The organism is Actinomadura terrae, from assembly GCF_022751215.1.
Classification (GTDB): domain Bacteria; phylum Actinomycetota; class Actinomycetes; order Streptosporangiales; family Streptosporangiaceae; genus Spirillospora; species Spirillospora terrae.
On record NZ_JAICDG010000001.1, the window covers coordinates 2,251,195 to 2,276,508 of the forward strand.

At 72.0% G+C, this 25,314-nt stretch carries 21 protein-coding genes; 9 read left to right on the plus strand and 12 right to left on the minus strand.

The features are described 5' to 3' along the window. The first annotated feature begins 19 nt into the window (after positions 1-19). The 3 genes from K2F47_RS09930 to K2F47_RS09940 all read left to right on the plus strand — a co-directional run bounded on the left by K2F47_RS09930 (position 20) and on the right by K2F47_RS09940 (position 5,041). Entirely contained in the window at positions 20-784 is a 765-nt protein-coding gene (locus K2F47_RS09930) for a siderophore-interacting protein (protein ID WP_242902475.1), read from the plus strand. A gap of 136 nt (positions 785-920) precedes the next feature. After that, positions 921-1,370 (plus strand): hypothetical protein, encoded by a 450-nt coding sequence (locus K2F47_RS09935; RefSeq protein WP_242902476.1) that lies wholly within the window; start codon positions 921-923, stop codon positions 1,368-1,370. Positions 1,371-4,414: 3,044 nt separating this feature from the next. After that, entirely contained in the window at positions 4,415-5,041 is a 627-nt protein-coding gene (locus K2F47_RS09940) for an RlpA-like double-psi beta-barrel domain-containing protein (RefSeq protein WP_242902477.1), read from the plus strand. An 85-nt stretch (positions 5,042-5,126) separates the two neighbouring features. On the opposite strand, the gene K2F47_RS09945 is transcribed toward K2F47_RS09940, so the two are convergent. The 3 genes from K2F47_RS09945 to K2F47_RS09955 all read right to left on the minus strand — a co-directional run bounded on the left by K2F47_RS09945 (position 5,127) and on the right by K2F47_RS09955 (position 8,507). Continuing rightward, a complete protein-coding gene (locus K2F47_RS09945) occupies positions 5,127-5,924 on the minus strand; it encodes an IclR family transcriptional regulator (protein WP_242902478.1) in 798 nt (265 codons plus the stop codon). A 62-nt stretch (positions 5,925-5,986) separates the two neighbouring features. Then, a complete protein-coding gene (locus K2F47_RS09950) occupies positions 5,987-7,624 on the minus strand; it encodes a thiamine pyrophosphate-binding protein (RefSeq protein WP_242902479.1) in 1,638 nt (545 codons plus the stop codon). Between the two features lie 127 nt (positions 7,625-7,751). Then, complete coding sequence (locus K2F47_RS09955; RefSeq protein ID WP_242902480.1) at positions 7,752-8,507, minus strand: SDR family NAD(P)-dependent oxidoreductase; 756 nt, start codon at positions 8,505-8,507, stop codon at positions 7,752-7,754. Between the two features lie 104 nt (positions 8,508-8,611). Here K2F47_RS09955 and K2F47_RS09960 point away from each other — a divergent pair, with 104 nt between their 5' ends. The 3 genes from K2F47_RS09960 to K2F47_RS09970 are packed head-to-tail and all read left to right on the plus strand — an operon-like array spanning position 8,612 to position 12,274. Beyond that, on the plus strand, positions 8,612-9,712 hold the full coding sequence (locus K2F47_RS09960) for an ABC transporter permease (RefSeq protein ID WP_242902481.1): 1,101 nt from the start codon (positions 8,612-8,614) through the stop codon (positions 9,710-9,712). Then, positions 9,709-10,782 (plus strand): sugar ABC transporter substrate-binding protein, encoded by a 1,074-nt coding sequence (locus K2F47_RS09965; RefSeq protein WP_242902482.1) that lies wholly within the window; start codon positions 9,709-9,711, stop codon positions 10,780-10,782. Before K2F47_RS09960 ends, K2F47_RS09965 begins: the two co-directional genes overlap by 4 nt. A gap of 1 nt (position 10,783) precedes the next feature. Further along, the gene (locus K2F47_RS09970; RefSeq protein WP_242902483.1) at positions 10,784-12,274 is read left to right on the plus strand and encodes a sugar ABC transporter ATP-binding protein; all 1,491 of its coding nucleotides are present in this window, start codon (positions 10,784-10,786) and stop codon (positions 12,272-12,274) included. Positions 12,275-12,442: 168 nt separating this feature from the next. On the opposite strand, the gene K2F47_RS09975 is transcribed toward K2F47_RS09970, so the two are convergent. Next, positions 12,443-13,405: a TIGR03621 family F420-dependent LLM class oxidoreductase gene (locus K2F47_RS09975; protein ID WP_242902484.1), complete on the minus strand. Its 963-nt coding sequence runs from the start codon at positions 13,403-13,405 to the stop codon at positions 12,443-12,445. A gap of 173 nt (positions 13,406-13,578) precedes the next feature. Between K2F47_RS09975 and K2F47_RS09980 the strand changes: the two genes are divergently transcribed. Together K2F47_RS09980 and mctP are read left to right on the plus strand one after the other, a co-directional pair. Beyond that, positions 13,579-13,809, plus strand: coding sequence for a DUF3311 domain-containing protein (locus tag K2F47_RS09980; protein ID WP_242902485.1), 231 nt, complete (start codon positions 13,579-13,581; stop codon positions 13,807-13,809). Next, positions 13,806-15,440 carry a monocarboxylate uptake permease MctP gene (gene mctP / locus K2F47_RS09985; protein ID WP_242902486.1) on the plus strand — a complete coding sequence of 545 codons (1,635 nt, stop codon included), beginning with the start codon at positions 13,806-13,808 and terminating at the stop codon, positions 15,438-15,440. The genes K2F47_RS09980 and mctP overlap by 4 nt, the downstream gene beginning before the upstream one ends. A gap of 117 nt (positions 15,441-15,557) precedes the next feature. Here the strand turns inward: mctP and K2F47_RS09990 are convergent, their stop codons facing one another. The 8 genes from K2F47_RS09990 to K2F47_RS10025 form a co-directional block, all read right to left on the minus strand. Then, the gene (locus K2F47_RS09990; RefSeq protein ID WP_242902487.1) at positions 15,558-16,190 is read right to left on the minus strand and encodes a LysE family translocator; all 633 of its coding nucleotides are present in this window, start codon (positions 16,188-16,190) and stop codon (positions 15,558-15,560) included. After that, complete coding sequence (locus K2F47_RS09995) at positions 16,187-17,506, minus strand: ATP-grasp domain-containing protein (protein WP_242902488.1); 1,320 nt, start codon at positions 17,504-17,506, stop codon at positions 16,187-16,189. The genes K2F47_RS09990 and K2F47_RS09995 overlap by 4 nt, the downstream gene beginning before the upstream one ends. Then, the gene (locus K2F47_RS10000; protein ID WP_242902489.1) at positions 17,493-19,775 is read right to left on the minus strand and encodes an MFS transporter; all 2,283 of its coding nucleotides are present in this window, start codon (positions 19,773-19,775) and stop codon (positions 17,493-17,495) included. The genes K2F47_RS09995 and K2F47_RS10000 overlap by 14 nt, the downstream gene beginning before the upstream one ends. Then, positions 19,772-20,137 (minus strand): Rieske 2Fe-2S domain-containing protein, encoded by a 366-nt coding sequence (locus K2F47_RS10005; RefSeq protein WP_242902490.1) that lies wholly within the window; start codon positions 20,135-20,137, stop codon positions 19,772-19,774. The genes K2F47_RS10000 and K2F47_RS10005 overlap by 4 nt, the downstream gene beginning before the upstream one ends. Continuing rightward, positions 20,125-21,543, minus strand: a complete 1,419-nt coding sequence (locus tag K2F47_RS10010; protein ID WP_242902491.1) for an iron-containing redox enzyme family protein — start codon at positions 21,541-21,543, stop codon at positions 20,125-20,127. Before K2F47_RS10010 ends, K2F47_RS10005 begins: the two co-directional genes overlap by 13 nt. After that, a complete protein-coding gene (locus tag K2F47_RS10015) occupies positions 21,540-22,541 on the minus strand; it encodes a class I SAM-dependent methyltransferase (protein ID WP_242902492.1) in 1,002 nt (333 codons plus the stop codon). The genes K2F47_RS10010 and K2F47_RS10015 overlap by 4 nt, the downstream gene beginning before the upstream one ends. Positions 22,542-22,985: 444 nt before the next feature. Then, positions 22,986-23,492: a GNAT family N-acetyltransferase gene (locus K2F47_RS10020; RefSeq protein ID WP_242902493.1), complete on the minus strand. Its 507-nt coding sequence runs from the start codon at positions 23,490-23,492 to the stop codon at positions 22,986-22,988. An 85-nt stretch (positions 23,493-23,577) separates the two neighbouring features. Continuing rightward, positions 23,578-24,639, minus strand: a complete 1,062-nt coding sequence (locus tag K2F47_RS10025; protein WP_308198387.1) for a phosphotransferase family protein — start codon at positions 24,637-24,639, stop codon at positions 23,578-23,580. Positions 24,640-24,838: 199 nt separating this feature from the next. On the opposite strand from K2F47_RS10025, the gene K2F47_RS10030 reads away from it, so the two are divergent. Further along, positions 24,839-25,201: a VOC family protein gene (locus tag K2F47_RS10030; protein ID WP_242902494.1), complete on the plus strand. Its 363-nt coding sequence runs from the start codon at positions 24,839-24,841 to the stop codon at positions 25,199-25,201. The last annotated feature ends 113 nt before the right edge of the window (positions 25,202-25,314 follow it).

Genomic DNA, 25,314 nt, shown 5'->3' on the forward strand with positions numbered 1-25,314 from the left:
CGCGATCGAGGGAGTGTGCATGAGCGTCGAAACGAGGCCGACCAGGCGCGGCGTCCGCGGGCGGCTGCTCGACCTGATGTTCGTGCGTGGGCGGGTGAGGGAGGTGCGGCGAGCCGAGGGCCGGGGGCGGTGGATCGGCATCCGGATCGGCGATGTGCCGAGCCTGGACTGGACGCCCGGCCAGCAGGTCCGGGTACATGTGGCGGACATCACCACCACCCGCACCTGGCTCAGCGGTGCCGTCCGCCACGCGCTGCGCACCTATTCGGTGTGGGACTACGACGCCTCGGCCGCGGAGCTGGAGCTCTACGTCCTCGACCACGAGGGGGACGGGCCGGGCGCGCGCTGGGCGAGGGCCCTCGAGCCCGGCCAGGCCGTCGTGTTCGGCAAGCCCGAGGGCAGGTTCACCCTGCGGCCCGCCGCCTACCACCTGTTCGTGGGCGAGGAGACCGCCTCCGTCCCGTTCGGGGCCATGCTGCGCGCCGCCCGCGACCCCGTCCACGGCGTGATCGAGGTCGCGCGGCCCGGGGATCGGCTTCCTCTGCCAGAGGCCGAGAGGCTGACGTGGCGGTACCGGGGAGACGCTTCAGCGGCCTCGTCGGCGAGTCTGGTGGCGGCCGTGCGCGGGCTGGAACTGCCCGCCGAACCGGGGATCGCCTACGTGGCGGGAGAGGCGCGCACGGTGCAGAGCGTCCGTGCCCACCTGGTCGACGAGCGGGGCTGGCCGCGCCGATCCGTGCTGGTCAAGCCGTTCTGGACGCCCGGCAAGCGAGGGATGGAGTGATCGTTAACGAGCGTCGATGACGGGGGTTACGGCAAGATTATTCATGGAAATGCACGTGCATCAGCTCTTGCACCTGCACGGCATTCCTAGCAGGATTGCCCCGGACCCCCCGCACGTGAACTCCCCGGAGATCGCGATGACCGCACACTTGAACGACAGCGACCGACAGGCGCTGCGGCTGGCCCAGGATCTCCGCGAGGAGATGAGGGCGGCCCTGCCGCAACAGGCAACCGCGCCTTCGGTCTCCCCCTTCGTCGACCAGGCCGGGACGCCCAGCGTCCTGCTCCGGATGGACGCCGACACCGCCCGCGCGCTCATGGCCGTCCTGGCCGAGCGGCGCGTCGAGCGGGCCGCCGCGCCCCCCGTGGAGCCGCGCCGCGCCGACGGCTCCCACGTGCCGCCCCCGCCGCACCCACAGTCGCCGCCGACGGCCCAGGCCGCCGGTGCGACAGGGCCGATGGTGGCCGCGGTCTCCCCGTTCGGAGCACCGGCGTACGCGGAACCGCCGTTCGCGGAGCCGCCTCCCAGCGGCCCGACGTTCACCGGCCCCACCCCCTTGGTGCCGTCGGTATACCCGACCTACTAACCGGTCCGGGGCCTCGTGGCCTCGATCGCCCCGTACCTGTGTTGAGCGGTATGCCCGACCTATGGATCGTGCGGGTGGTGGTCTTCGCGGCCGTGGTCGTCCAGCGCGTTCGTTGAGCGGTGTGCGAGATTTGCTGGCGGGTCCGGTGCGGTCCTCGTGACCTCGGGCGTCCTGCACCTGTGTTCGGTGCATGCCCGCCCTGCTGATAAGTCGGGCGTGGTCCTAGTGGCCTTAGCGTGCTGTGTTTGCCTGGGTGGTATGCCCGGCTTGCTAGTCGGTGCAGGTGCTGGTTTTCGTGACGGTTGTCGTCGAGCGCTTGCGTTGAGCGGTATGCCCGGTCTGGTGCGGTCTCGCGGCCTCGGGCGTCCCGGGCCTGCGTTCGGTGGCATGCCCGGGTCTACTGATGGGTCCGGAGGCGTGGTCGTAGTGGCCTTGGACGCCTTGTGTGGGCGTGGAGCGGTGTGCCTGACCTTCCGGCGGTCTGGTGCGCTCCTGGGGCCTTACGCGTCCTGTGTTTGCCTTGGGCGGTATGCCCGGCCTGCTGGTCGGTGCGGGTGGTGGTCTTCGTGACCGTGGTCGTCCAGCGCTTGCGTGGGCGGTAAGCGCGATCTGCTGGCGGGTCCGGTGCGTTTCTCGTGATCTCAACCGTCCTGGCCTGGGGTCGGTGGCATGCCCGTCCTGCTGGTGGGGCGGGGAGCCTGGTGGCCTCAGGCGGTTGTGCTGACGTTGAGCGGTATGCCTGGCCTGCTGGCGGTCCGGTGCCGTCCTCGTGACTCTGGTCGTCCTGTGCCTGCGTTGAGCGGTACGCCTGGCTTGCTGATGGGTCCGGGTGTGGTCCTTGGTCGTTCTGCGCTTGCGTTCGGTGGTGGGCTCGACCTACTGGCCGGCCCGGGTTGTTGGGTAAAGCTGCCCGCAGGACACACCTGGGGCGGATGAAGGCCAGGAACTGCGCGGACGACGGGACCATGAGGCCGGTTGCGGGTCCATTCTTTGTTGACGCTGGCGGTCAGGCGCCCACCGCGTTGTTGACCGGTGGCGATGGGACCTCGGGGGCGGTCCTCGCGCCGCTGTGCCGTCCAACAGCGCGAGCCCGTTCACTGGCGGCGCTCACGACCTGACCTTGGAGTCGGCCGTTGCGCGGCTGTGCGCGTGAAGCGTGCCCTCCTGCTCCCAGTCCCAGCGCTAGCGAAGCTTGCTCAATGCGACCGTTCGAGGTGTTCAGGGGCGGGAGGTGGGTCGTGAAGTCGGCCGCTACTGGCCCGTATGTCCTGGGGATTGATGCAGTGTGATCGGTTCCTGCGCGTGCCTGTGCGCGGCTGAACATCTGGCACGCGGGCGGGGCCGGTGCCTCGTCCCGATGCGTAGTGGGACGGGTTTCGTGCGTGGGTGGGTGGCTGCGCGGGGCCTCTTGGACTGAGCGTTGCGGATCAGGGCGCCCGGCGGGTGGGCTTGGTGGGTGGTGCCCGGGCTTCTCGGCCAGGTTGCGGGGCGGGAAGGCTCCGGCGGAGGGGGTGAGGTGGGGATCGCATAGCGGTGGCTCTTGGCCAGGTGTTGCGGAGCGGGGCGTTCTGGGCGGATCGGCGTGGTGGGCGGTGGTGCGGGCGGTTCGAAACCGGTAAGGCGTTGCCCGTGGGAGCTGTGTGGCGGATGGATGTGGGGAGCGGGCCGCTGCCTCTTGCGAGTTGGGATGTTCCGGTGGACGGGTCTCGTACCTGACTGTCCATGTGATGCCACACCGCCCCGGCGACACACTGACGACCTTCTAGCCTCGTCCTGCCTGGATAGGCGTGAACGCCCCTGAGCAGGTGAATGTTCCTCCTGCGGCCTGCTCGTCACACCCTGTGAGACAGCGCCTGGCGGGCGATCAATGAGCCTCGATGGCGCAGGGGGCTGGGGGACTTCAACCATGATCAGCTGGGCGATCCCCGTTCCTGAGGACCGTGCCCTCCGTCACATGGATGCGTGGCCCACAGGGGTGGCGCTCTGTAGGCCAGCCGGAGGTGGGCGGTCGGGCGGCAACGGTGATCTCGGCCTGCGCGGCCGTCACCGTGGTTAGCGCGAGAGGGAAGGTCAGGCGCGGGGCGAGGGCGGGCCGGATGCTATGTGCCGTGGAGCCGTCCAACCCTTGATCAGGGCACTGGTCCGCGTGGCTGGGCGGGTGGGTGTGACGCGTGCTGTGATCACTACCGGTGTGTGTCTGGGGTGCGAAGCCCTGTTTGGACGGCCACGCGCCGACTTCAGGGGGATACGGGGCGGATGGGTCTCTGGGGGGCGCCGGGGCGTGCTTGCGGCCAGATCGATGGTCGAGCGCCGGAATGGCTGTGGGGTGGGAGTTTCGCGTACTGGGGGCGGGGCGCGGTGGCCTGCTTGGTGGTGGGGCGGACGTTGGCGCTGGGCTGTGGGTGGGGGCTAGGTGGTGTCGGTGTTGCTTGTGGTGCGGGTGTTGCTAGTGGTGGGAGGCCGGGGTGGTGGGCGGGCGTTGGCTTTGGTCCGGTCGGGTGGGGGCCGCGTTGGGCTGGAACGCCTATGGGAAAGGCGGTTCGGGCGGTTCGCGAACAAATGATCTACCTTTCCAAAGGTAAAGAAATCGCCCGTTGGTAGAAATCTCGGTAATGCCGTATATAGTCGACGCCAGGTCAGGGTCATGAACCGTTGACCTGGCCAAACGCATAACCGTCGCTTCCCGCCCGCCAGGCGGGATCACTTCGCCGAACCGCGGCCGCACCATGCACGGCCGCATCCGTGTGGGGCCCATGAGCCCCCGGTCGGCATTCTTCCCGCTTCATTCGAAGCCCGCGCCAGCGCGCACGCCCAAGGACGGGGTACGCGCCGTTCTCCGCGCACGCCCAAGGACGGGCGCGTGCCCTTAGGCGCGGGTGCGGTCCGCCATGCCCGCGGACCGTTCACCGCAGATCTTTCTGCGGGCGGGTTCTTCGCGACGGCATCTCCCGAGTCCCGAGTCTCGGACCCGTTCCCCTGCCCGGACCAGCCCCTGTGCTCCGGCGTGCGGAACGGCAGCCCTGTACCCCGAACGAAGGATCTTCATGCAGCAGCGAGCGATCAACGTCGTCCTTACCGGCATCACCGGCGCGGCCATGGCCGGAATGCTGGTGGCCGGCGTGGCAGCAGCCAGCGACGACTCCGCTCCCAGCGGCGACAAGCGTCTGCTGTCGCAGCAGGCCATGAACACCCAGGAGCACAAGACCGCCCACGAGGGCGGGCGGAAGGACTCCAAGTCGACCTCCAAGGACTCCGCCAAGCGGACCAAGAAGTCCTCGAAGGCGCTCCTGGCCGGCAAGACCACCGCGTCCTACTTCTGGGACGACGGCTCCGGCGTGAACGGTGACACCGGCGCGCCGGCGGGCGGCAAGCCCATGCAGAAGGGCCTGTTCGCCAGCCCGAGCTGGCCCCTGCACACCAAGGTCCGCGTGACCTACGACGGCCGCAGCGTGACCGGGTTCGTGGGCGACCGCGGCCCCGGCAGCCCGTCCCACCGGGGCGTCATGCTGGACCTCGACACCTACACCTTCCGCTACCTGCTGGACGGCGAGAAGCCCAGCAGCAAGTACAACGCCGGTACCGGCGAGGGCCACATCAAGGGCGTCAAGTGGGAGGTCCTCAAGTGGGGCTCGGGCGCCGGCAAGCGCGGCGCCCCGCGTCCCCTCGGCTGACCCGCCGAGCACGAACCGGCAGGGCTGCCGGCGCACGAACGGGAATGTCCCGCCGATCACCGCGATCGGCGGGACATTCCCGTTTTCAGCGGCGCGGGAGGAGGGGGAAGGGCGGTGTCGCGGGTTCGCGGGACAGCTCGCGGGACAGCGCCAGCGCCGCCGTGCGGACGGCCGGGGCGAGCCGGTCCAGGTCCAGGCGGCAGACGTTGCCGGTGATGGAGATCGCGGCGATCACGCGGCGGCGGTGGTCCAGGATGGGGGCGGCCACGGCGGACACCCCGGCCTCGGACTCCTCGCGGTTGACGGCGTAGCCGCGGGTGAGCGTCCGGGACAGCTCCCGCTGGAGCAGGCCCGGCATGACGATCGTGTGCGGGGTGTAGTGGACGAGGCCCGCCGCCAGCACCCGCTCCAGCCGGTCGGGCGGGCCGAGGGCGAGGAACAGCTTGCCGGTCGCGGTGCAGTAGGCGGGCAGTCGCCCGCCTACCCGGGACACGATGGGCATCGACCGCCGCCCGCTGACCTTCTCCAGGAACAGGGTGTCGTTCCCGTCCAAGACGGCGAGGTGGATGTTCTCGTGCGTCGCCTCGTAGAGGTCCTCCAGGTAGGGGAGGGCGGCCTCGCGGAGCCCGCGGGGGCGGGGGGCGCGCTGGCCGAGCACGAACAGCCGCATGCTCAGCCGGTAGCCGGACTCGGTCCGCTCGACGCCGCCCCACCGCACCAGCTCGCCGAGCAGCCGGTGCGCGGTGGGCTTGGGCAGCCCGGTCCGCGCGGCGAGCTCGGTGAGGTTCAGCTCCGTGTCGGCGGAGCCGAAGGCGTCCAACAGGCTGAGGCCCCTGGCCAGCACCGACCTGGGCGGCTCCTCGCCGTCGACCCGCGTGTCCATGCTCCGATCGTTCACGTGATCGGGCCTGCCCGCAAGGGGCGGGAACCGGGCGGCGGCCCTCGTCATCGGCCGTGCCCGGTGATGCGCGCCTCGATCAGCAGGGGACGGGTGAGGTCCTTGACGGAGGCGACCGCGTCCCGCAGCGCGTCGGCCGACTCCGGCCGCACCGAGTCGATGTCGAACAGGCGCGCGGCGGCCTGCCAGTCCAGCGCGGGGCCGGTCAGGTCCATGCCGACGTAGCGGCCGTGCTCGGCGGACGCCCCGCCGCTCTGGTCGAGGGTGTCCTTCAACGTGCGGTACTCGCCGTTGTTCATGACGACGAACGCTACCGGCACTTCGTACCGGGCGGCGCTCCAAAGGCCCTGGAGGCCGAACATGGCGCATCCGTCGCCGAGCACCGCGACGACGGGGCGGTCCGGGTCGGCCAGGCGGGTGCCGACGGCCGCGCCGATGCCCCAGCCGAGGCCGCCGCCGACCGTATGGACGTAGGAGCCGGGCCGGTCCTGCCGCAGGACGGCGCGCAGCCGCAGCCCCGTGGTGATCGCCTCCTCGACGACGACCGCGTCGCCGGGGAGCCCGGCCGCGACGGCGTGCGCGGCGGCGCCCGGGTCCATCGGGACGGGGCCGTAGGCGTCGCGGGCGGCGGCCTCCACCTTGGCGCGGGCCTGGTCGGTGGCGGTGCCGATCCGCTGGATCCGCTCCTTCGCGGACGGCACGGCGAGGTGGTCGGCGAGGGCCCGGAGCGTCCCGGCCAGGTCGCCGGTGAGACCCTGCCGGACGGGGAAGTTGCGGCCGATCTCGGCCGGGTCCTCGTCGATCTGGATGATGTCCAGATCGTCGGGGACGGCGGAGCCCGGCGTGTAGTGGTGCGGCATGAACGCGTGGCAGCCCACGATGAGCGCCGCGTCGTGGGCGGCGAGGGTCTCGCGGATCGCCGCGTTGCGGGGCGCCAGCATGCCCGCGTACAGCGGGTGGCCGCCGGGGAAGTCGACGCCGTCGTTCATCGGCTGGTGGTAGACGGTCGCGCCGAGGCCCTCGGCGACGGCGACCAGCGCCTGGACGGCTCCGGCGCGTCCGACGCCGTCGCCCGCGATCACCACCGGACGCTCGGCGGCGGCCAGCACCGCCGCGGCGTCGGCGATGCCCGCCACGGCCGGGCCCGGCGCGGACACGGGGGAGCGGGCCGGGACGTCGACGTCGACGTCCTCCTCCAGCAGGTCCATCGGGACCGAGATCAGCACCGGGCCCGCCGGCGGGCGCGCGGCCAGCGCGAACGCTCGCCGGAGCACGGTCGGCAGGTCGCGGGCGTGCTGGACCTCGAAGGCGAACTTGGTCGCCGCCGACGCCAGCCCGACCAGGTCGCCCGAGAGCATCGGGTCCTGGAGGAGGTGGCGGCGGTCCTGCTGGCCCGCCACGATCACCATCGGGGTCCGGGAGCGCAGCGCGTTCAGCATCCCGATCAGCCCGTTGGCGACGCCCGCCGCCACGTGCAGGCTGACGAACGCCGTACGGCGCGACGCGCGGGCGTACCCGTCGGCCATGGCGACGACGGAGCCCTCCTGGAGCCCGAGGACGTACTCCAGGTCGGGTGCCTCCACCAGGGCGTCCATCAGCGGGAGCTCGGTCGTGCCGGGGTTGCCGAAGATCCGGGTCACGCCCTCGTCCCGGATGATCTCCAGCAGTGCCTCGATCGGCCTCATGGTCTCCTCTTCCTGCCCTTCGTTCCGCTGCTCGCGTGGCGGGGTCCGGCGGTCGCCGGGTCGTCCTGCCGTCGTTGTGCTTGGTGCCGGCCTGCTCGGGGGGGCGGCCTGCCCAGTGTGGGGTCGGTCAGTGCATGGCCGAGCCGCCGTCGACGTTGATCGTCTGGCCGGTGAGGAAGCCGCTGCCCTCGTCGCACACGTACAGGAGCGTGGAGATGAGGTCGGCCGGGTCCCCGACCCTCGGGACGACCTGGAGGTCGCGGACCCGCTCGAATCCGCCGTCCGCGCCGGTGGTGCGGGCGGCGGTCTCGGTGCGGACCAGGCCCGGGGAGATCGCGTTCACGGTGATGCCGTCGCCGCCGACCGCGCTCGCGAGGGCCCGGGTGAACCCGACGAGCCCCGACTTGGACGTGGTGTAGGCGACCAGGTCGGGCGGGCCGAGGAACACCACGGCCGAGACCAGGTTGACGATGCGGCCCCAGCCCGCCGCCTTCAGGTGGGGGAGGGCGGCGCGCGAGACGAGGAAGGGCCCGTCCAGGTTGACCCGCATGATGCGGCGCCAGTCCTCAAGGGTGGTCTTCTCGAACGGCAGCGGCGGGTAGATCCCGGCGTTGTTGACCACGATGTGCAGGCCGCCGAAGCGGGCGGCGGCCTCCTCGACGGCGGACTCGACCTCGTCCGGGTCCGTCACGTCCGCGCGGACCGGGTGGAACCGTCCACCGCCGATCAGTTCCGCCGTGCCCGACATGTCGGCGAGGTCGAGCCCCGCGACCAGGTGCCCGCGTGCGGCGAGGGCGATCGCGAACTCGCGCCCCAGCCCTCCCGCGGCACCGGTCACCAGGGCGACCCGCTGCGCTCCGTTTCCCGACGGCGTCTCACTCATGGACGTCAGGGTGGGGCCGCGCCCGGGAAAGCGACAAGGCGCCGTTTTCACTCACTGAAACGCGCGACTTGTGGTCAAGTGGCGCAGGTCACATGCTCGGCCGCATGTCCGCACCACAGCCGCCGGCCGCGGCGGCCGCAGCAAGCGACCGGGACGGGCCTCCCGCGCCGCGCCGCGCCCGGTTAGGCCGCCCGATCCCCGACGAGGCCGGAGTCGTCGGGGTGCTGGTCCTCCTCGTCCTCGGGGTGGGGCTGTTACAGCCCGACTTCCTCCAGACGGGGAACCTGCTGACCACGGCGCACAACTCGGTCTACGTCGGGCTGATGGCGTGCGGGATGGTGTTCGCGCTCGCGATGCGCGAGGTGGACCTGTCGGTCGGCGGCGTGTACGCGATGGGCGTCGTCGTCGGGGCGCTGCTGATCAGGGACGGCATGAGCACCTGGCTCGCGGTGCTGGTGGTGCTGGCGCTGTCGGCGTTCGTCGGCGCGGTGAACGGCGCGGTCACCACCTACCTGCGGCTGCCGTCGTTCATCGTGACGCTCGCGACGTCCATGCTGCTGCGCGGCGTGGGGCTGGCGCTGGCGGAGGGCAAGCAGATCACCGACCTGCCGCAGGACGACGCGTTCTTCCGCGTGCTGGGCGGCGAGGAGTTCTTGGGCGCACCGAACGCGGTGTGGGTGTTCGGCGTCGCCGTCGTCGCGCTGACCGTGCTGTTCACGCGGACGCGGTTCGGCGCGCGGGTGCGGGCGATCGGCTCCAACCCCGAGGCCGCCGAGTTCGGCGGGCTGCCCGTCACCCGCACCCGCATCGCCGCGCTGGCGCTGTCGGGGCTGATGGCCGGCCTGGCGGCGGTGCTCGCGCTGGCGTTCTTCATCGCGGGGGACCCCACGATCGGCCAGGGCTACGAGCTGACCGCGATCGCCGCGGCCATCATCGGCGGGACGCCGCTGAAGGGCGGCAGCGGCTCGGTCGTCGGCGCGGCGGCGGGCACGCTCATCCTCGGCGCCGTCACCGCGGCGCTGGTGTTCTTCGAGGTCCCGATCAACTGGACGACCTTCGCGACCGGCGGCGTGATCCTCGTCGCCGTCGGCGCCGCGCCGCTCGTGCGCCGCGTCCGTGACCTGCGTGCGGCGCGCGACCCGCGCCCCGCCCGCGATCCCCGCCCGGTCGACGACGACGGGCGCCTTCCTGGGAGGAAATCATGATGCCGCGTCTGCGCGGGCCGCTCGCCGTGGCCGTCGCCCTCACCCTCGGCACCGGCTTAGCTTCCTCCTGTAGCGACGACGACGGCGGGTCGGGCAAGGGCAAGAAGCTCAAGATGGGCATCGCGGTCGCCAACTACAGCCTGAACTTCGCCCGCGAGATGTACGAGGGCGCCACCGAGGCGTCCAGGCGGGCCGGGAACGTCGACTTCAAGGTCGTCGGCCCGCCCAACACCGACGGGCCCGCCGAGCAGCAGCTCTTCCAGAACCTCACCGTCACCCACCCGGACGGGATCGTGCTGGAGAACCTCGACCCGCCGATCTTCACCCGCCCGGCGGCGCAGGCGGTCGGCAAGGGCATCCCGATCGTCGCGCTCGACACCGCGCCGACCGACGGCAGCAAGGTCGACTTCTACGTGGGCAACGACAACTACGAGCTCGGCGCGATGCTGGCCCAGGAGACGGTGAAGAAGCTCGGCGCGGGCGCCAAGGGGACCGTCGTCGTCGGCGTCCCGAACCCGGGCGCGCCCGTGCTGGACAGCCGCGCCAAGGGAATCAAGGACACGCTCGCCAAACAGGCGCCGGGCATCCGCGTCCTCGGGCCGTTCCAGACCTACAGCGACCCGGCGCAGAACTACGGCGCCTGGCAGTCGCAGGTCAACGCCAACCCGGGCGCGCTCGCCTTCCTCGGCGTGGGCGACGCCGACAGCTACAACCTGGCGCGGCTGAAGGAGCAGCGCAACGGCAGGTACCTGACCGCCGGGTTCGACGTCGACCCCAAGACGATCGAGGCGATCAAGAAGGGGACGAACTTCACCGGGATCGACCCCGAGCACTACCTCAAGGGCTACGTCTCCACCGCCGTCCTGATCAAGGCGGTGCGCGACGACGACGGGAAGCTGCCGAAGGGCTGGTTCAAGACGCCCGGCCTCGTGATGAACCAGGGCAACATCGACGAGATCCTCAAGCGGCAGCAGAACGTCCAGAACGCCTATACCTGGTACAAGCCGCAGCTCGACAAGCTGCTCGCCGACACGGGCGCGAGCATCCGGCCGCTCAAGGAGGCGCGCTGACATGCTGGTGGCCTCCGGCCTGGTGAAGCACTACGGTGGGGTCACGGCGCTGGACGGCGTCGGGATCACGCTGGAGGCGGGGGAGGTGCACGCCCTCGTCGGCGAGAACGGCGCGGGCAAGTCCACGCTCGTGAAGATCGTCTCCGGGGTGGTGCGGCCCGGCGGAGGCACGATCGAGCTGGACGGGCGGCCGGTGCGCTTCGCCGACGCCCGGCAGGCCGCCCGGCAGGGCGTCGCGATCGTCTCGCAGGAACTGATGATCTACGACGACCTCACCGTGTTGGAGAACCTGTTCCCCTACGGGGCGCCGCGCCGGGGCGGGCTGGTCAGCGCCAGGGAGATGCGCAGGCTCGCGCAGCCCGTCCTGGACGAGCTGGGCCTGGACCCGGACCCGCGCGTGAAGGCGGGCGAGCTGCCCCTGGCCGACCGGCAACTGCTGGAGATCTGCCGTGCGCTGCTCCAGGACCCGCGCGTGCTGATCCTGGACGAGCCGACCTCGGCGCTGCCCCGCGCCGCCGCCGACCGGCTCGCGGGCGTCACCCGGCGGCTCGCCGAGCGCGGACTCGCCGTCCTGTACATCTCGCACTTCCTGGAGGAGGTCATGCGCGTCGCGACGCGCGTGACCGTCCTGCGCGACGGACGGGTCGTCCTGCCGGGCGCCCCCGTCGCCGACGTCGGGCTCGACTCGCTGGTCACCGCCATGCTCGGGCAGCCCGCCCGTGAGGCCATCCCCCCGGCCGCCGCCCCGCCCCGCCCCGGCGGGGCGGCGGTCTCCCTCACCGGCGTCACGGTGCCGGGCCGGCTGCGGGACGTCTCGGTCGCCGCCGCCGAGGGGGAGATCGTCGGGCTGGCGGGCCTCCAGGGCTCCGGGCACCTCGCCGTGCTGGACGCGGTGTGCGGGCGGGCGCGGCCGTCCGCCGGGACCGTCCGGCTGCCGGACGGCCGGTCGCCCCGCTCGGCGCGGCACGCCGTCACCTCCGGCGTCGCGTACATCACCGGCGACCGCAAGGGGCGCGGGCTGATGCTCGACAAGCCGCTGTGGGAGAACGTCACGTCGGTGAGCTGGCTCGGCCAGGGACGCGGCGGGCCCATGCCCCGGCGGTCGCGGCTGGTCGAGCGGTCGCGCGGCCACCTGGACCGCCTCCGGGTCCGGGGCGAGGTGCGCGCCAGGGCGAGCGACCTGTCGGGCGGGAACCAGCAGAAGGTCGTCCTGGCCAAGTGGCTGGACGCGGCGCCGACCGTCCTCGCGCTGGACGACCCGACCCGCGGTGTGGACGTCGGCGCCCGCTCCGAGCTGCACGACATCGTCCGCGACCTCGCCGCCGGCGGGAAGGTCGTGCTGATCGCCTCCACCGACCTCGCCGAGCTGGTCGAACTGTGCCACCGCGTCCTGGTCTTTCAGCGCGGCCGGGTCGTCGACGAGCTCGCGCGGGGCCGGCTCACCGAGGCAGAGCTCAGCCTGGCCATGAACGCCGGCTTCGCCGCCACATGAGCCGCACCACCACATGAGCGCTATATGTGCCGTGACGTCGCGTGAGCCGTACCGCCGGGTAGCGCGTACCGCCTGATGAAGACGGCGCCGGGGCCGGAGCGTTCCGGCGCGCACGGGTCCCGCGGGCCCACGGGGAGCGGCCCCCGGGGGCTCGCGGGCACGTGGACGTCAGCTGCCGAGCAGGGCGACGACCGGCGCGAAACGTTCCATGTCCGCGTCGGAGACCAGGTAGTAGGTGAAGCCGTACCGGTCGCGGCGCGCGGCCATCTGCTCGGCGATGTGCTCGGGCGGGCCGACGAACTGGGACGGCATGTCCAGCACGAGCCCCGCCGACGACGTCCCCCACCCGCGCAGCACCGCGACCTTCGCGGCGGCGGCGCGGGGGTCGGCGCCGAACGTCGGCGACACGAGCATGCTCAGCTCGACGTCGCGGTCCCCGGCGGCCGCGCGGACCAGGTCCACCTTGCGGGCGATGGTCTCCGGCAGCCGCTCGGAGATCTCGTCGGAGATCGTCCCGTCGGGGAGGGCGCGGGGGAGGATGCCGACGGTGTCGGCGAGCCGTCCGCCGATGCCGAGCATGCGGGGGCTGCCCGCGCCGACCACGATCGGCGGGCGCCGCGCAGGGACGGGGAAGACCGTCAGCCCGTCCACCCGGTAGTGCTCCCCGGCGAAGGCGGTCTTCTCGCCCGCCAGCAGGCTCCGCAGGATCTGGAGAGCCTCCTCCAGGCGCCCGACCCGCGTCCCGGCCGCGTCGAAGGGCATGCCCGCCCGCTCGTACTCCGAGCGGAGCCAGCCCGCGCCGATCCCCAGCTCGAAGCGCCCGCCGGACAGGTGGTCCAGCGTCGCGGCCTCCTTGGCGAGCAGCACCGGGTGCCGGAAGTCGTTGGAGACGACCATCGTGCCGAGCCGCAGCGTCCGCGTCGCCCCGGCGGCGGCCGCCAGCGCGACCATCGGCGCGAGCTGGTCGCCGAACGGCTCGGTCACGAAGTGGTCGCGCAACGTCAGCGTGGCGTATCCGAGCTCCTCGGCGCGGCGCGCCGTGGCGAGCAGCTCGCCCGCCGAGCGGACCGACTCGCCCACGACGCCGAAACGGAAGGGCGGCCGATGGCGGTCCCCGCGGTTTTCGTCCATGCGACGAGCATGCCGCCCGGCCGGAGGGTCGGTCTGGCGGAAATCCGACACCTGGTTCGGGTTCGCCGAACGGGACCGCGGCGGGGGTCTGGTTTCCACCGGCCGAAGATCGGAGTATTTGCCAAGGGCGGATCCGCCCCGGCCGCCCGTTCCCCCGGCCCTGGAGGTAGCACGTGAGTGACACGTCCCCCGCCCGCGTCACGGCTGCGAGGAAGGCGGTGGCCGGGGTCCTGCTCGTCGCCCCGTTCGCCGTGTACCTGGCGGTGCCGAGTTACGCCAAGGAGAGCCCGCGCCTCGCCGGCTTCCCGTTCTTCTACTGGTGGCAGCTCGTGTGGGTGCTGCTCACCGGCCTCTGCGTCGGCGGAGCCCACCTGCTCACCCGGCGGCGGGGCGGTGCGCGATGAACGACGTGGACGGCGTCGAACTCGCCATCTTCGTCTTCGTCTTCGCCGTGGTGACCGTGGTCGGCTTCGCCGCCGCGCGCTGGCGGCGCGGCCAGACGCTCATGCACCTGGACGAGTGGGGCCTCGGCGGACGCAGTTTCGGCACGTTCGTCACCTGGTTCCTGCTGGGCGGCGACCTCTACACCGCCTACACCTTCGTCGCCGTCCCGTCGGCGGTGTTCGCGGGCGGCGCGATGGGCTTCTGGGCCGTCCCCTACGGGGCGCTCGCCTACCCGATCGTGTTCCTGGTCGGGCCGCGCCTGTGGTCGGTCGCGCATCGGCACGGGTACGTCACCGCCGCCGACTTCGTCCGCGGACGGTTCGGGTCGAAGTCGCTCGGGCTCGCCGTGGCGCTCACCGGGATCCTGGCGATGATGCCCTACATCGCCCTCCAGCTCGTCGGCATCCAGGCGGTGCTCACCGTCATGGGCGTCACCGGCTCCGGTTGGGCCAAGGACCTGCCGCTGTTCATCGCGTTCGCGCTGCTGGCCGCCTACACCTACACCTCGGGACTGCGGGCGCCCGCGCTCATCTCGTTCGTCAAGGACGCGCTGAGCTACCTGGTGATCATCACCGCGGTCCTCTACCTCCCGACGAAGCTCGGCGGCTGGGACTCGATCTTCGGGAAGGCCGAGGCGGCGCTGGCCAAGCCCAACCCGGCCACCGGGAAGCCGGCCGGGTCGCTGTTCACCAGCGACATGACGCACTGGGCGTACGGGACGCTGGCGCTCGGCTCGTCGCTGGCGCTGTTCGTCTACCCGCACACCGTGACCGGTGCGCTCGCCGCCGGACGCCGCGACGTCATCCGGCGGAACGCGGCGCTGCTGCCCGCGTACTCGCTGCTGCTCAGCCTGCTCGCGCTGGTCGGCTACATGGCGCTCGCCGACCCGGGCACCGTCGCCGCCGTGAAGCAGGCGGGGAACCCGCAGCTCGCGGTGCCCGAGCTGTTCGACCAGAAGTTCCCGAGCTGGTTCGCCGGGATCGCGTTCGCCGCGATCGGGGTGGGCGCGCTGGTACCCGCCGCGATCATGTCGATCGCCGCGTCCAACCTGTTCACCCGCAACGTCTACGCGACGTTCCTGCGCCCGAACGCCACGCCCGAGGAGGAGACGCGGGTGTCGCAGCTCGTGTCGCTGCTGGTCAAGCTGGGCGCGCTGGTGTTCGTCCTCGGGTTCGACAAGTCGCTGGCGATCAACCTCCAGCTGCTTGGCGGGATCTGGGTCGTGCAGACGTTCCCGGCGGTCGCGGTCGGCCTGTTCACGCGCTGGCCGCACCGCTGGGCGCTGCTCGCGGGCTGGGCCGCCGGCATGGCCTACGGGACGTTCACCGCGTACGGGAGGTCCTCGCCCACGCAGAAGCACTTCGGGTCGCCGCTCGACGACATCCCGTTCGTCGGGCACACCGGCTATATCGCGCTGACCGCGTTCGTGCTGAACATGCTCGTGGTGGTGGCGGTCACGCTGGTGCTGCGGGCGGTGAAGGCGCCCGACGGCCACGACGAGACGAGCCCGGACGACTACACCGCCGACGCGGACTCCGTCCCCGCCGCCCCGGAGGACCCGGGCCACTCCCTCACGGGCCAGCCGGCCTGACCCTGGAGTGCGGTGGGGACCGGTGGAACGGGGCGAGCGGCTCGGTCGCCGTCCGTGCGGCGTAAGGGCGTCACCGACTGCCCCGTCCCACCGGCTTTCGCCAGACTATTCCTCGGGTCAGGGACGGACGCTCAGAGCGAGCCGGATGGCGAAGAGGATGAACGCGGTTCCGGCGACCAGGTCCGCCAGGCGCAGGGTGTGAGGGGTGAGGAGGTGGCGGCCGACGCGGTGCATCACGGTGATCCAGACGAGGAGCCAGGTGAGCCCCATGGCCAGGTAGGCGGTCGCGAGCAGGGCGAGCGAGGGCCCGGTGGCCGCCCCGGGCGGGACGAACTGCGGGAGGAAGGCCGTGAGGAAGAGGCCGACCTTGGGGTTGCTGCCCGTGCACAGCAGCCCCTGGAGGTAGGCGGCGGGGACGGTGGTCGCGCCCGAGGGCGCGGATGCGGCGGGTGGGGAGCGCGAGGAGAGCGAGGCCCGCAGGATCATCTGCCCCCAGAAGGCCAGCACCGCGGCGCCGGCCCATTGCAGCGCCGAGAGCAGGGCGGGTTCCCGTTGGAGCAGGAGGGTCAGGCCGCCGAAGCCGAGCAGCGCCTGGGCCGTGCCCGCGGTGATCATGCCGAGGGCGGCGGCCAGCGCGGGCGGGACGGCGCGGTGCCGCAGGACGAGGCGGCTGATCAGCAGCAGGTCCGGGCCCGGGGTGACGATCACCACCGCCGAGCAGGCGAAGAAGCCCGGCGTCAGCGGGCTCACGGGGGAGGGGCCGGAGCCGGGGCTCCGGCGACGAGGCCGGCCTCGATGCGGCGGACGGCCCGGTAGTCGGCCCAGAGCAGGTCCCGGTCCGGGTGGGTGAAGACGGCGAACCCCAGGTCGAAGCTGCTGAACAGGTCCTTGGTCATTTCGATGTACCGGCCGTCGGCGAAGTGCCGGACGGAGAAATGGTGGGTCGGGAGGCCGTCGATGGCGTCCAGCGCGGCGGCGTTCCGCACGACGCCGGGGCGCTGCGCGATGTGGAAGACCACGAGCATGGGCGACAGCAGCTCATACCCTCGCGGCGGCGGTCCCTGCCCGGTGTACTGGCGGACCGTACGGGCGACCTGGCTGTCGCCGGTGGCCACCTGGCAGAACGCGGGATGGCCGCCGCCGTGCGGGCGGGCGCCGATCTCGATCAGCCGCGGCCCCCGCGCCGTCCGCATGATCTCGATGTGCGCAGGGCCGTGCCGCACGCCGACCGCGTCGAGCACGCCGAGGGCGTAGGGCAGCAGCTCGTCCAGCACGGGCTCGTCGGGGGGCAGCCACTCCATGCTGTCGTACACCGCCATGTACGGGCCGTTGTCGATCTTGCGATACCGGCAGACGTCGGTCACCGTGTGGACGCCGTCGTGGCTGAAGGTGTCGACGACGTACTCGACGCCCTTCACGTACTCCTGGACGACCACCCGGTCGTTGACGAGGCCGAGCCGGTTGGTGCGGCCCGCGAGCGCGTCGAACGCCTTCCGCCGGCCCCGCCCGCCCGGCAGCCGTATGACGCCGTCCGTGCAGACGCTCTTGGGCGGCTTGACGACCAGGTCACGGCCGGCCAGGCCGGACGCCTCGATCCAGGCCTCCATCTCGGCCGGGTCCGCCGTGCAGATCTGCGCGATCACCGGCAGGCCGGCCGCGGCCGCGGCGGCGGCCATCGCGCCCTTGTGGCGGCGGGCGGCGGCGCGCTCGGGCGTGTTGGCGACCTCGGGGACGACCTCGGGCGCGATGGCGTCCGCCAGCTCCACCCCCGACTCGCAGCCCGCGATCACGCACCGGGGCCGGATCTCCCGGAGGCGGGCGATGACCGGTGCGAGGTCGCCGTCGAAGGCGACGATCTCGTCGAAGTCCGCGGGCAGGTAGGACGACGCGTACACGCCGGGCGGCCGGGGTCCGGAGGTCACGGCCACGACCGGCACGCCCGCGTCCCGGAACGCGGGCGCGAACAGCGCGCCCGAGGAGTACGGGTCGACGATCACCGCGGGGCCGGCCGGGTCGCGGTACGAGCCTGCGGGAACGGCGGGGCCGGACGGGTCACGATGCGGCATGGGGGGCACCGCTCCGCTCGGCGAGGCGCGCCGTGGCGGCGCAGAAACGGTCCCAGGCCGCGGCCACGTTGGGGCTCATGGCCCGTGCCCGGAGGGCCGCGTGCACGATGCCCGGCTCGCTGACCTGCTCGACCGGGACGCCCTGCGCGCGCAGCGCCGCCGCGTACCGCTCGCCGTCGACGCTCAGCGAGTCCAGCTCGGCGCCCATGATGTAGGCGGGCGGCAGGTCATGGAACTTGCCGCCGACCAGGGGCGAGACGTACGGATGTGCCTCGTCGCCCGGCGTCGGGCAGTAGCACCGGGTGAAGAACTCCATCTCGCCGCCGCTGAGCAGCGGCACGTCCTCCCCTCCGTGGCGCCACCGGGTGAGGTCCAGCACGGGGTTGATCAGCGCCTGCCCGGCGAGGTCGGGGCCCCGCCGGTCGCGGCACATCATCGAGATCGCCACGGCCATGTTGGCGCCGGAACTGTCCCCGGCGACGACGATGCGGTCCGGGTCCAGCTCGCGGCGCGCGGCGGACGCGGCCAGCGCGCACACGCTCGCGTAGCAGTCCTCCAGCCCGGCGGGGAACGGGTCCTCCGGAGCCACCCGGTAGTCCAGCGCGAACGCCGTCAGCCCCGTCTTGGCGGCAAGCTCTGCGATCACCACGTGGTGGGTGGACAGCGAGCCGAGGACGAAGCCGCCGCCCCGGATGAAGCACACCGCGCCCCGGCCCGACGGCGCGTGCGGGCGGTAGACGCGGACCCGGAGCCGCCGCCCGTCCTCGGCGTCCAGGTCCTCGTCGGTGATCGTGATCCCGGGGGGCAGGTCGTAGGGGAACTCGTCGGTCAGTCCCTCGTAGAGGCGCCGCTGCTCCTCGACCGGCCGCTGGTAGAAGTCCGGCGGCATGACCCGGTTGAAGCGGTCGATGTAGCCGGCGATGCCGGGCGCGTACTCCATGGAGATCCTCCTGGTCGGCTGTGGGGAGGCCGGTGCGACGAGGTGGGCGGGATGGGCGGGGTCGCGCAGGGCCCGCATGATGCCGCGGCGCAGCAGTGGCACCAGGCAGAGCACGGTGCCGGTGCCGCCCACCCAGAGCGCGGCGGGCAGCCCGGAGAGGGCGGTGATCGCCGCCGCGAGCAGGCTGCCGAGCGGCAGCGCCCCCCAGATCGCGAAGCGCTGGACCGCGTTGACGCGGCCCAGCAGGGCATCGGGGGTGACGATCTGCCGCAGCGTCAGCGCGGCCGGGTTGAACAGGCCCTCGCCCGCACCGTGCACGATGCTGCCCGCCACCAGGCCGACCGCCGATCCGAGGGCGCCGGCCATGGGCATCAGCGCGAGTCCGGTGGCGGACACCGCCGCGCCGAGGACCAGCGTCCTCGGCAGTCCGAGACGGTCGGACGCCCGGCGGGAGGCGAGGTTGCCGAGCGGAAGGCCCAGCGCCGCCGAGCCCACGACCAGGCCGATCGCGCCGGGTTCGAGCCGCAGGACGTCGCGGCAGTACAGGACCAGGACGGTCTCCACCACGCTCAGGAACAGCACGTACACCGACCCGCACAGGAACACCGGCTCCAGCAGCGGGTGCCTGGCGACGAAGCTCAGGCCGTGCCGCACGTCCCGGCGCAGCCACCCGCGTCCGCGATCGCGCGCCGCCGCGGGCCGCTCGCGGTGCCTGATCCCGAGCAGCGTCAGGACGGACACAACCAAGGAGCCGCAGTTCAGGGCTACCGCGACTGCGGCGCCCAGCAGCCCGATCAGCGGTCCGGCGAGCATCGGCCCCGCGGTCCTGGCGAGCGACTCCGACAGGAACAGCCGCGCGTTGCCGCGGGCCAGGTCCGCGCGGTCGACGACCAGGCGGGGCAGGTAGGAGGTGTAGGCGACCTGGAAGAACACGACGGCCGAACCGCTTACGAAGACCAGGCCGAGCAGCACGGGGAAGGCCAGGGCGTCCAGCCAGATCAGGCCGGCGACGACCGCGAAGACCACCGCCTGGACGCAGTCGCAGACGATCGCGGTCGTCCTGCGCGGCAGCCGGTCGACCACCGCGCCCGCCGGGAGGGCGAGCAGCAGCCAGGACGCGTAGTGCGCGAACGGGAGCAGCGCCGCCTGCGCCGCACTCGCGCCCAGGGTGGAGACGGCGAGCAGCGGCAGCGCCACGACCATCACCCGGTCGCCGACCAGGCTGACGGACTGGCCGGCCCACAGCAGCCTGAAGTCGTGCCGCGCGCGGGCCTGCGCCGCTTCCGCCGGGGGCCCACCCGCGGTGGCGGTGCTGCCGCTGCCCGTCAAGGCCGACCCGCCGTCGTGCCTGCGGGCGGCGCGGTCCGGAGGTCGCGGGAGAGGGGCCGGTGTTCGAGCGAGTACGGCGTGTCCCCGGCGTCGGGGAGCACCGCCGTCACCTCCTCGCCGCGACGCACCGCCGGGACACCGGTCTTGAGGAGCCTGGACAGTGAGGTCGCGCTGCCGTGCCACGGGCACAGCAGACGGCCGCCGTCGGCCGAGAGGCGCGCCAGGTGAAGCGGGCCGCCCCGGTGCGGGCACCGGGCCGGAAGGACGAACGAGCCGCGGGCCGTACGGGCCCAGACGAACGACCGGTCTCCGACGACCGCGCAGTTGCCGGGGCCCGCCACGGCGAACCTCAGGACAAGCACGACCTGTAGTCCCCGACCGAGTGGATCTCGTACACGCACTCGTCCGACTCGATGATCGCGCCGTGCAGCCGGTTTCCCCTGATGACCGTGCCCTCGCCGGCCCGGAGAATCTGGTGGGCGTCGAATCCGCTGACGAATTTCATGGTGCCCGAAACGATGTGGCACAGTTCGTCGCCGTTGTGGCAATGGGTGTTGGACAGCTCGCCGCGCGGTTCGACCAGATGCGCGATGGGCGCGGTGACCCGCCCGGTGGAGATGGCCTCCCAGCAGGGCGTGTGCAACTCCTTGTTGTGCGGGCCCGCGTCCATCCAGGCGATCTGGTCGGCGAAGTCCCGATCGGCGATGCCGACCACGGCCTGGGCCTCCTCGAACCCCCGGACGATCTCGGGGATCACCGTGTCGCCGCACATGTCGACCACCGGCAGGATGAGCCGCTCCAGCGCCATCCGGCCATGGTGGGTGTCGATGTGCACGTGCTCGGTGAAGTACTCGACGTCGACCTCCTCGCCCAGCACCCGCCGGAGCAGCTCGGCCGCGCGCCGGCAGAAGTCCACGAGGGTGAACTCGGTGTAGTAGAGCGCGCCGAGATAGCGGAAGAACAGCTCGTGGTTCTTTCCGAGGTAGTGGAAGTAATTGTTCATGAGCAGGCTGCTGGTGAGGTAGAACTGCCAGTAGTGATGGATGTCGCTGCGCAGCCCGGCGGATTTCAGCGTCCGTTCGAACAACGTGCTGTGCTTGGTCTCGTGCACCCCGTAGCCGTACTCGTCAATGATCACCTTGAACCATTCGGACTGCGCCTGCCCGTAGTGGCCCATGACGTTGCGGATCATCGGCGACGCCTCGGAGAGGAAGTCGGGGGCGAACTGCACCAGCCACATCCGGGCCGCCCTGGCCGGATCGCTCGACTTCTCGATGGCCTGCTCCGACGCGGTCGGCTCGCCGGTGACGGTCAGCGCTCGCAGAAACGCCTCCAGGGAGGCCTTGTCCCACTTGCCCGACGTTTCGACCTCATCGTCCAGGAAGCCGAACGAGAACCGCTCCAGCGCGGGCCGGATGGCCTCGCCGAGCGCCCGGTTGGACGAACTGTAGAACGCGCGGAAGTCCTCCCATTTCGCCGGGTCCGCGAACCCGCCCTGGGGCAGGAAGACGAGATCGGCCTCGTAGATGCAGGTGAGCAGGCGCTGCGCGGCGAGGTTCTCGTAGTTGAGGAGCTCGCCCTTCGGGAGCACCCGGTCGAAATCCTGGCCGGCCAGCACCTGGGGACGCAGTTGCCGGCGATAGGGATTGTCCTCGTTCAGCCATTCCTCGTTGTCGAGGTAGAGCGGATGGCTCGCATAGCGCAGCACCGCCTCCCTGAGTTCGGCGCCGCCGATTTCGTGAGGTCGGTAGGGCGGGACTCTGCTCATTTGCTCACCTCTGGTGGCGGTGGATCGTGCTCGGCGTAGAGCTTGGTGCCTTCCCAGCGCAATACGACGCTGAGCGTTTCGCCGGCCCGGACCGGCATCGGGTCCCGGAACGAGACGAAGCCCTGCATCCAGTGCGAGCCGGTGTTGTCCGGCGAGTTGCGCAGCACGACTCCTCCGCCGAGGTCCATCTCCCACCACACGAGGACGGCGTGCGCCGTGCCGTCGGCGGCCACCGGCAGCAGCACCCTGCGGGCGCCGTCCTCCAGGGGGTCGCGGGCGAAGTCGAACTCGGCGAGGACGGCGACGCCGCCCAGCATCCGGTGCGGCCAGGTCGCGGTGCGGACCGGGAAGTGCCCGACGGTGGCCGCCACGTTGAACAGGCTGACGTCGAACCCCGAGGCCCGGCCCACCCGGTTGAGGTCGCTGATCGGCTTGCTTTCGATCAGCGCGCCGCGCAGCCGGGCCGACCCCGGGACCAGCCGGCCCTCCGGGGCCAGCAGCTCGGCGCGGGCGTGCCGCATGGCGGGCAGCAGACCCTCGCCGACCAGGCCGCAGTCGACGATCTCGGTGACCACGAGATCCGCCGGTCTGGCCAGGTCGACGCCGGGGCGCAGCAGGAAGGACGGCTTGGGCACCACGGTGATGGTCTCGGACATGCCCTGCTCGGCCACGATGCGCCGGGTGATCTCGGCCAGCAGCGGATCGGCCTCGCAGGTGGTGACCGCCGCGGCGCCGGCCCGTACGGCCATCATCGCCAGCAGACCGGTTCCCGAGCCGATGTCCAGGACGTGCATGCCGGGCCGTACGTTCTTCTCCAGCGCCAGCGCGAAGGCGTCGCACCGCTCGGCGTCGTTGAGCATGGAGAAATGCCAGCGGGGTATCGTGAGCGCCGTCACTTTATTGATCAAGGCGCTGAACGCGGTGGCAGAGGAGGGCGTGTCCTGCAATTCCGCACCCGCGGCCAGCAGTTCTTCTACGCGCTTTGTGCTGCTCTGCACGGCAGCGGTCAGGAACTTCGCATCCGGTAAGGCTGCGCGGCCCCCGTTCACATCGGACGGCTCATCGCTCTCAATTGCGATATTCACAGGAAGGACACCTACCAGCGCAGGAGAACATGGCCTGTCCGGTGGCCGGACCGGCGGGGCGGAGATATACATCCGGTCTGAGTATTTACGGGCTCCACCGGAGCCCCTCAGTTCTAGACCCGAATCATGCTTCCGTGTCAGTGAGCAAGTCAATCTTGCTTCGCGCATAAATAGCCACGAAGCGTGATCTGTCCAGTTGAACGCCGCGACTACTGGCCGACCCAGGACAGCTGTAACCCCCGAATGATCTTTTTGTCGTCAGCTGAATGATTCGCCCAACTCCGACTGAAGATCCTTTTCAGCTGCCAATTGGCGCGTCTTCTGCGTGATCGTCGGGTGCGGGGCCCGGGCGGGGTTTCACGGGGTGACGCGCTGGGCCAGCACCTGGACCGGGGATTCGTTGACCTCGACCGTGCGGACGGGCTCGAAGCCGTGCCGCCGGTAGTAGTCGACCAGGGGTCCGCCCCCGCCGGCGTAGCAGTCGACGCGCATCAGCCCGACGCCCCAGGCGCGCGCCTCGTCGCGGGCCTTGCCGAGCAGCGCGCCGCCCACCCCGCGGCCGGTGGCGTCGCGGGCGGTGAGCAGCAGGTTCACGTACAGCTCCGGCTCGTCGGCCGCGTCGACGTAGGACGGCGGCGCCGACCCGACGGCCAGGACCCCGGCGGGGCGCCCGTCGAGCTCGGCGATCCAGATGTCGTTGGTGCGGGCGATGCCGGTGATCCGCTCCACCTTCCGCGGGTCCGCCGACCAGGGCTCGGTGCCCCACTGGTCCGGCCGTCCGTTCGCCACGAGCCACGCCACGGCCGCGTCGAACATCGCCATGATCGTCGGCACGTCCCCCATGCCGCCCCTGCGGATCTCCATGATGCCTCCTCTGCGCCGCCGATCCTCGCAGAACCATGATCATTGCCGCGCGGCGGGGCAGGGGCGGGGGCGGGGCGGGGCCGGGTCAGGAGGCGATGATGGACTGGGCGCGGCGGAAGAACCCGAGCGTGAGGCCGTGCAGCATGTCGCCGGTGCGCCTCGGCGCCCTCCCCGCGCACGCGCGGGCGTGGGTGCCCTCCAGGACGATGCCGAGCTTGAAGCAGGCGAGCACCGCGTACCAGGGCATGGACGACAGGTCGCGTCCGGCGACGGCGTCGAGCCGTCCGGCGTAGGCGTCGACCAGCTCGCCGGTGCCGGGCAGCCCCCCGGCGGCGCCGAGCGGCCCGGCGAGCGCCGCGGCGTCGTCCCCGGCCGGCCAGGTGGCCAGCAGCCAGCCGAGGTCCAGCAGCGGGTCGCCGATCGTGCACATCTCCCAGTCGACGATCGCGGCGACCTCCGGGCCGTGCGGGGAGTACATGAGGTTGGCCAGGTGGTAGTCGCCGTGCATGATCCCCGGACGCCACGTCGCGGGCCGGTGCGCGTCGAGCCAGGCGGCGACCTCGTCCAGGCCGGGGATGTCGGGGCCGGGGTAGCCGGGCAGCGCGCCGTAGGACGCCAGCTCCGACATCCAGCGGCTCACCTGCCGCTCCAGGAACCCCTCCGGCCTGCCGAAGCCCGCGAGGCCGACGGCGCGGTGGTCCACCGCGCCGAGCGCGGACAGGGCGCGCGCGGCGTTGAGCCCCATCTCGTGCCGGACGGACGCGTCGCCCGCGTGCAGGGCGGGCAGGGTCACCGTCGCGTTGAAGCCCTCGACCGGCGTCATCAGGTAGAACACGGCGCCGCCGAGGACGCTCTCGTCGGCGCAGGCGGCCAGCAGGCGCGGCGCCGGGACGCCCGTGCCCTCCAGGGCCGCCAGCACGCGGGCCTCGCGGCGCAGCACGTCGTTCGTCCGCGCGCGCAGGTGGGCCGGGCCGCGCCGCAGTACGTAGCCGCGGCCGCCGCGCCGGAAGCGGACCAGCGTGTTCTGCGTCCCGCCGGCCAGCGGCACGACGTCCTCGAACGGGCCGCCCGGCAGGCCCTCCCCGTCCATCCACCGCGCCAGGACGGCGAAGTCCACCAGCGCGGGGTCGATCTGCTCAGGCTGCACGTCCGCCCTCCGGCCCTTGTCATGACTGGTCACAGGCTCGCCGCACGCGGCGTCGTTGAAGGTCTACCCCGTGTCCCGGGTCCACGCGGTGCGGACGCGCCCGCGCGTCCGAGAGGTCACATTCGTCCAAGACGGGCGCGTCTCGCCGGGTCCAGGGTGGGAAGGGTCAGCCGAGAAGCGACTCGTCGGGGAGGACGACATGACCAGCGAGACCCGCCGGACCATCTACCCACTGATCAATTGCGCCGATCCCGCCGCGGCGATGGAATTCCTGGAAAAGGCGTTCGGGTTCACGACGCATTCGGTGCACAAGGACGACACCGGAAAGGTCGTCCACGCCGAGATGGTCTACGACACCGGCATGTTCATGTTCGGTACCGGAAAGCCGGGCACGACCGCCGTGTACGTCGCGGTCGACGACCCCGACGCGCACCACGACCGGGCCAAGGCGGCGGGCGCCGAGATCTTCCGGGAACTCGCCGACCAGGACTACGGGTCCCGCGACTACGCGGCCCGCGACCTGGACGGCAACGAATGGTACTTCGGCACCTATCGCCCCTGAGCCGCCCGTCCCTGGGCAGCGTGAAATTCGGGGGCCCCGCGCCGGTTCCTGCGCTACGGTTCGGGAGCCGGCCGCGGGACTCCGGCGCGACTTCCGGAACCCGCTTGTCATGC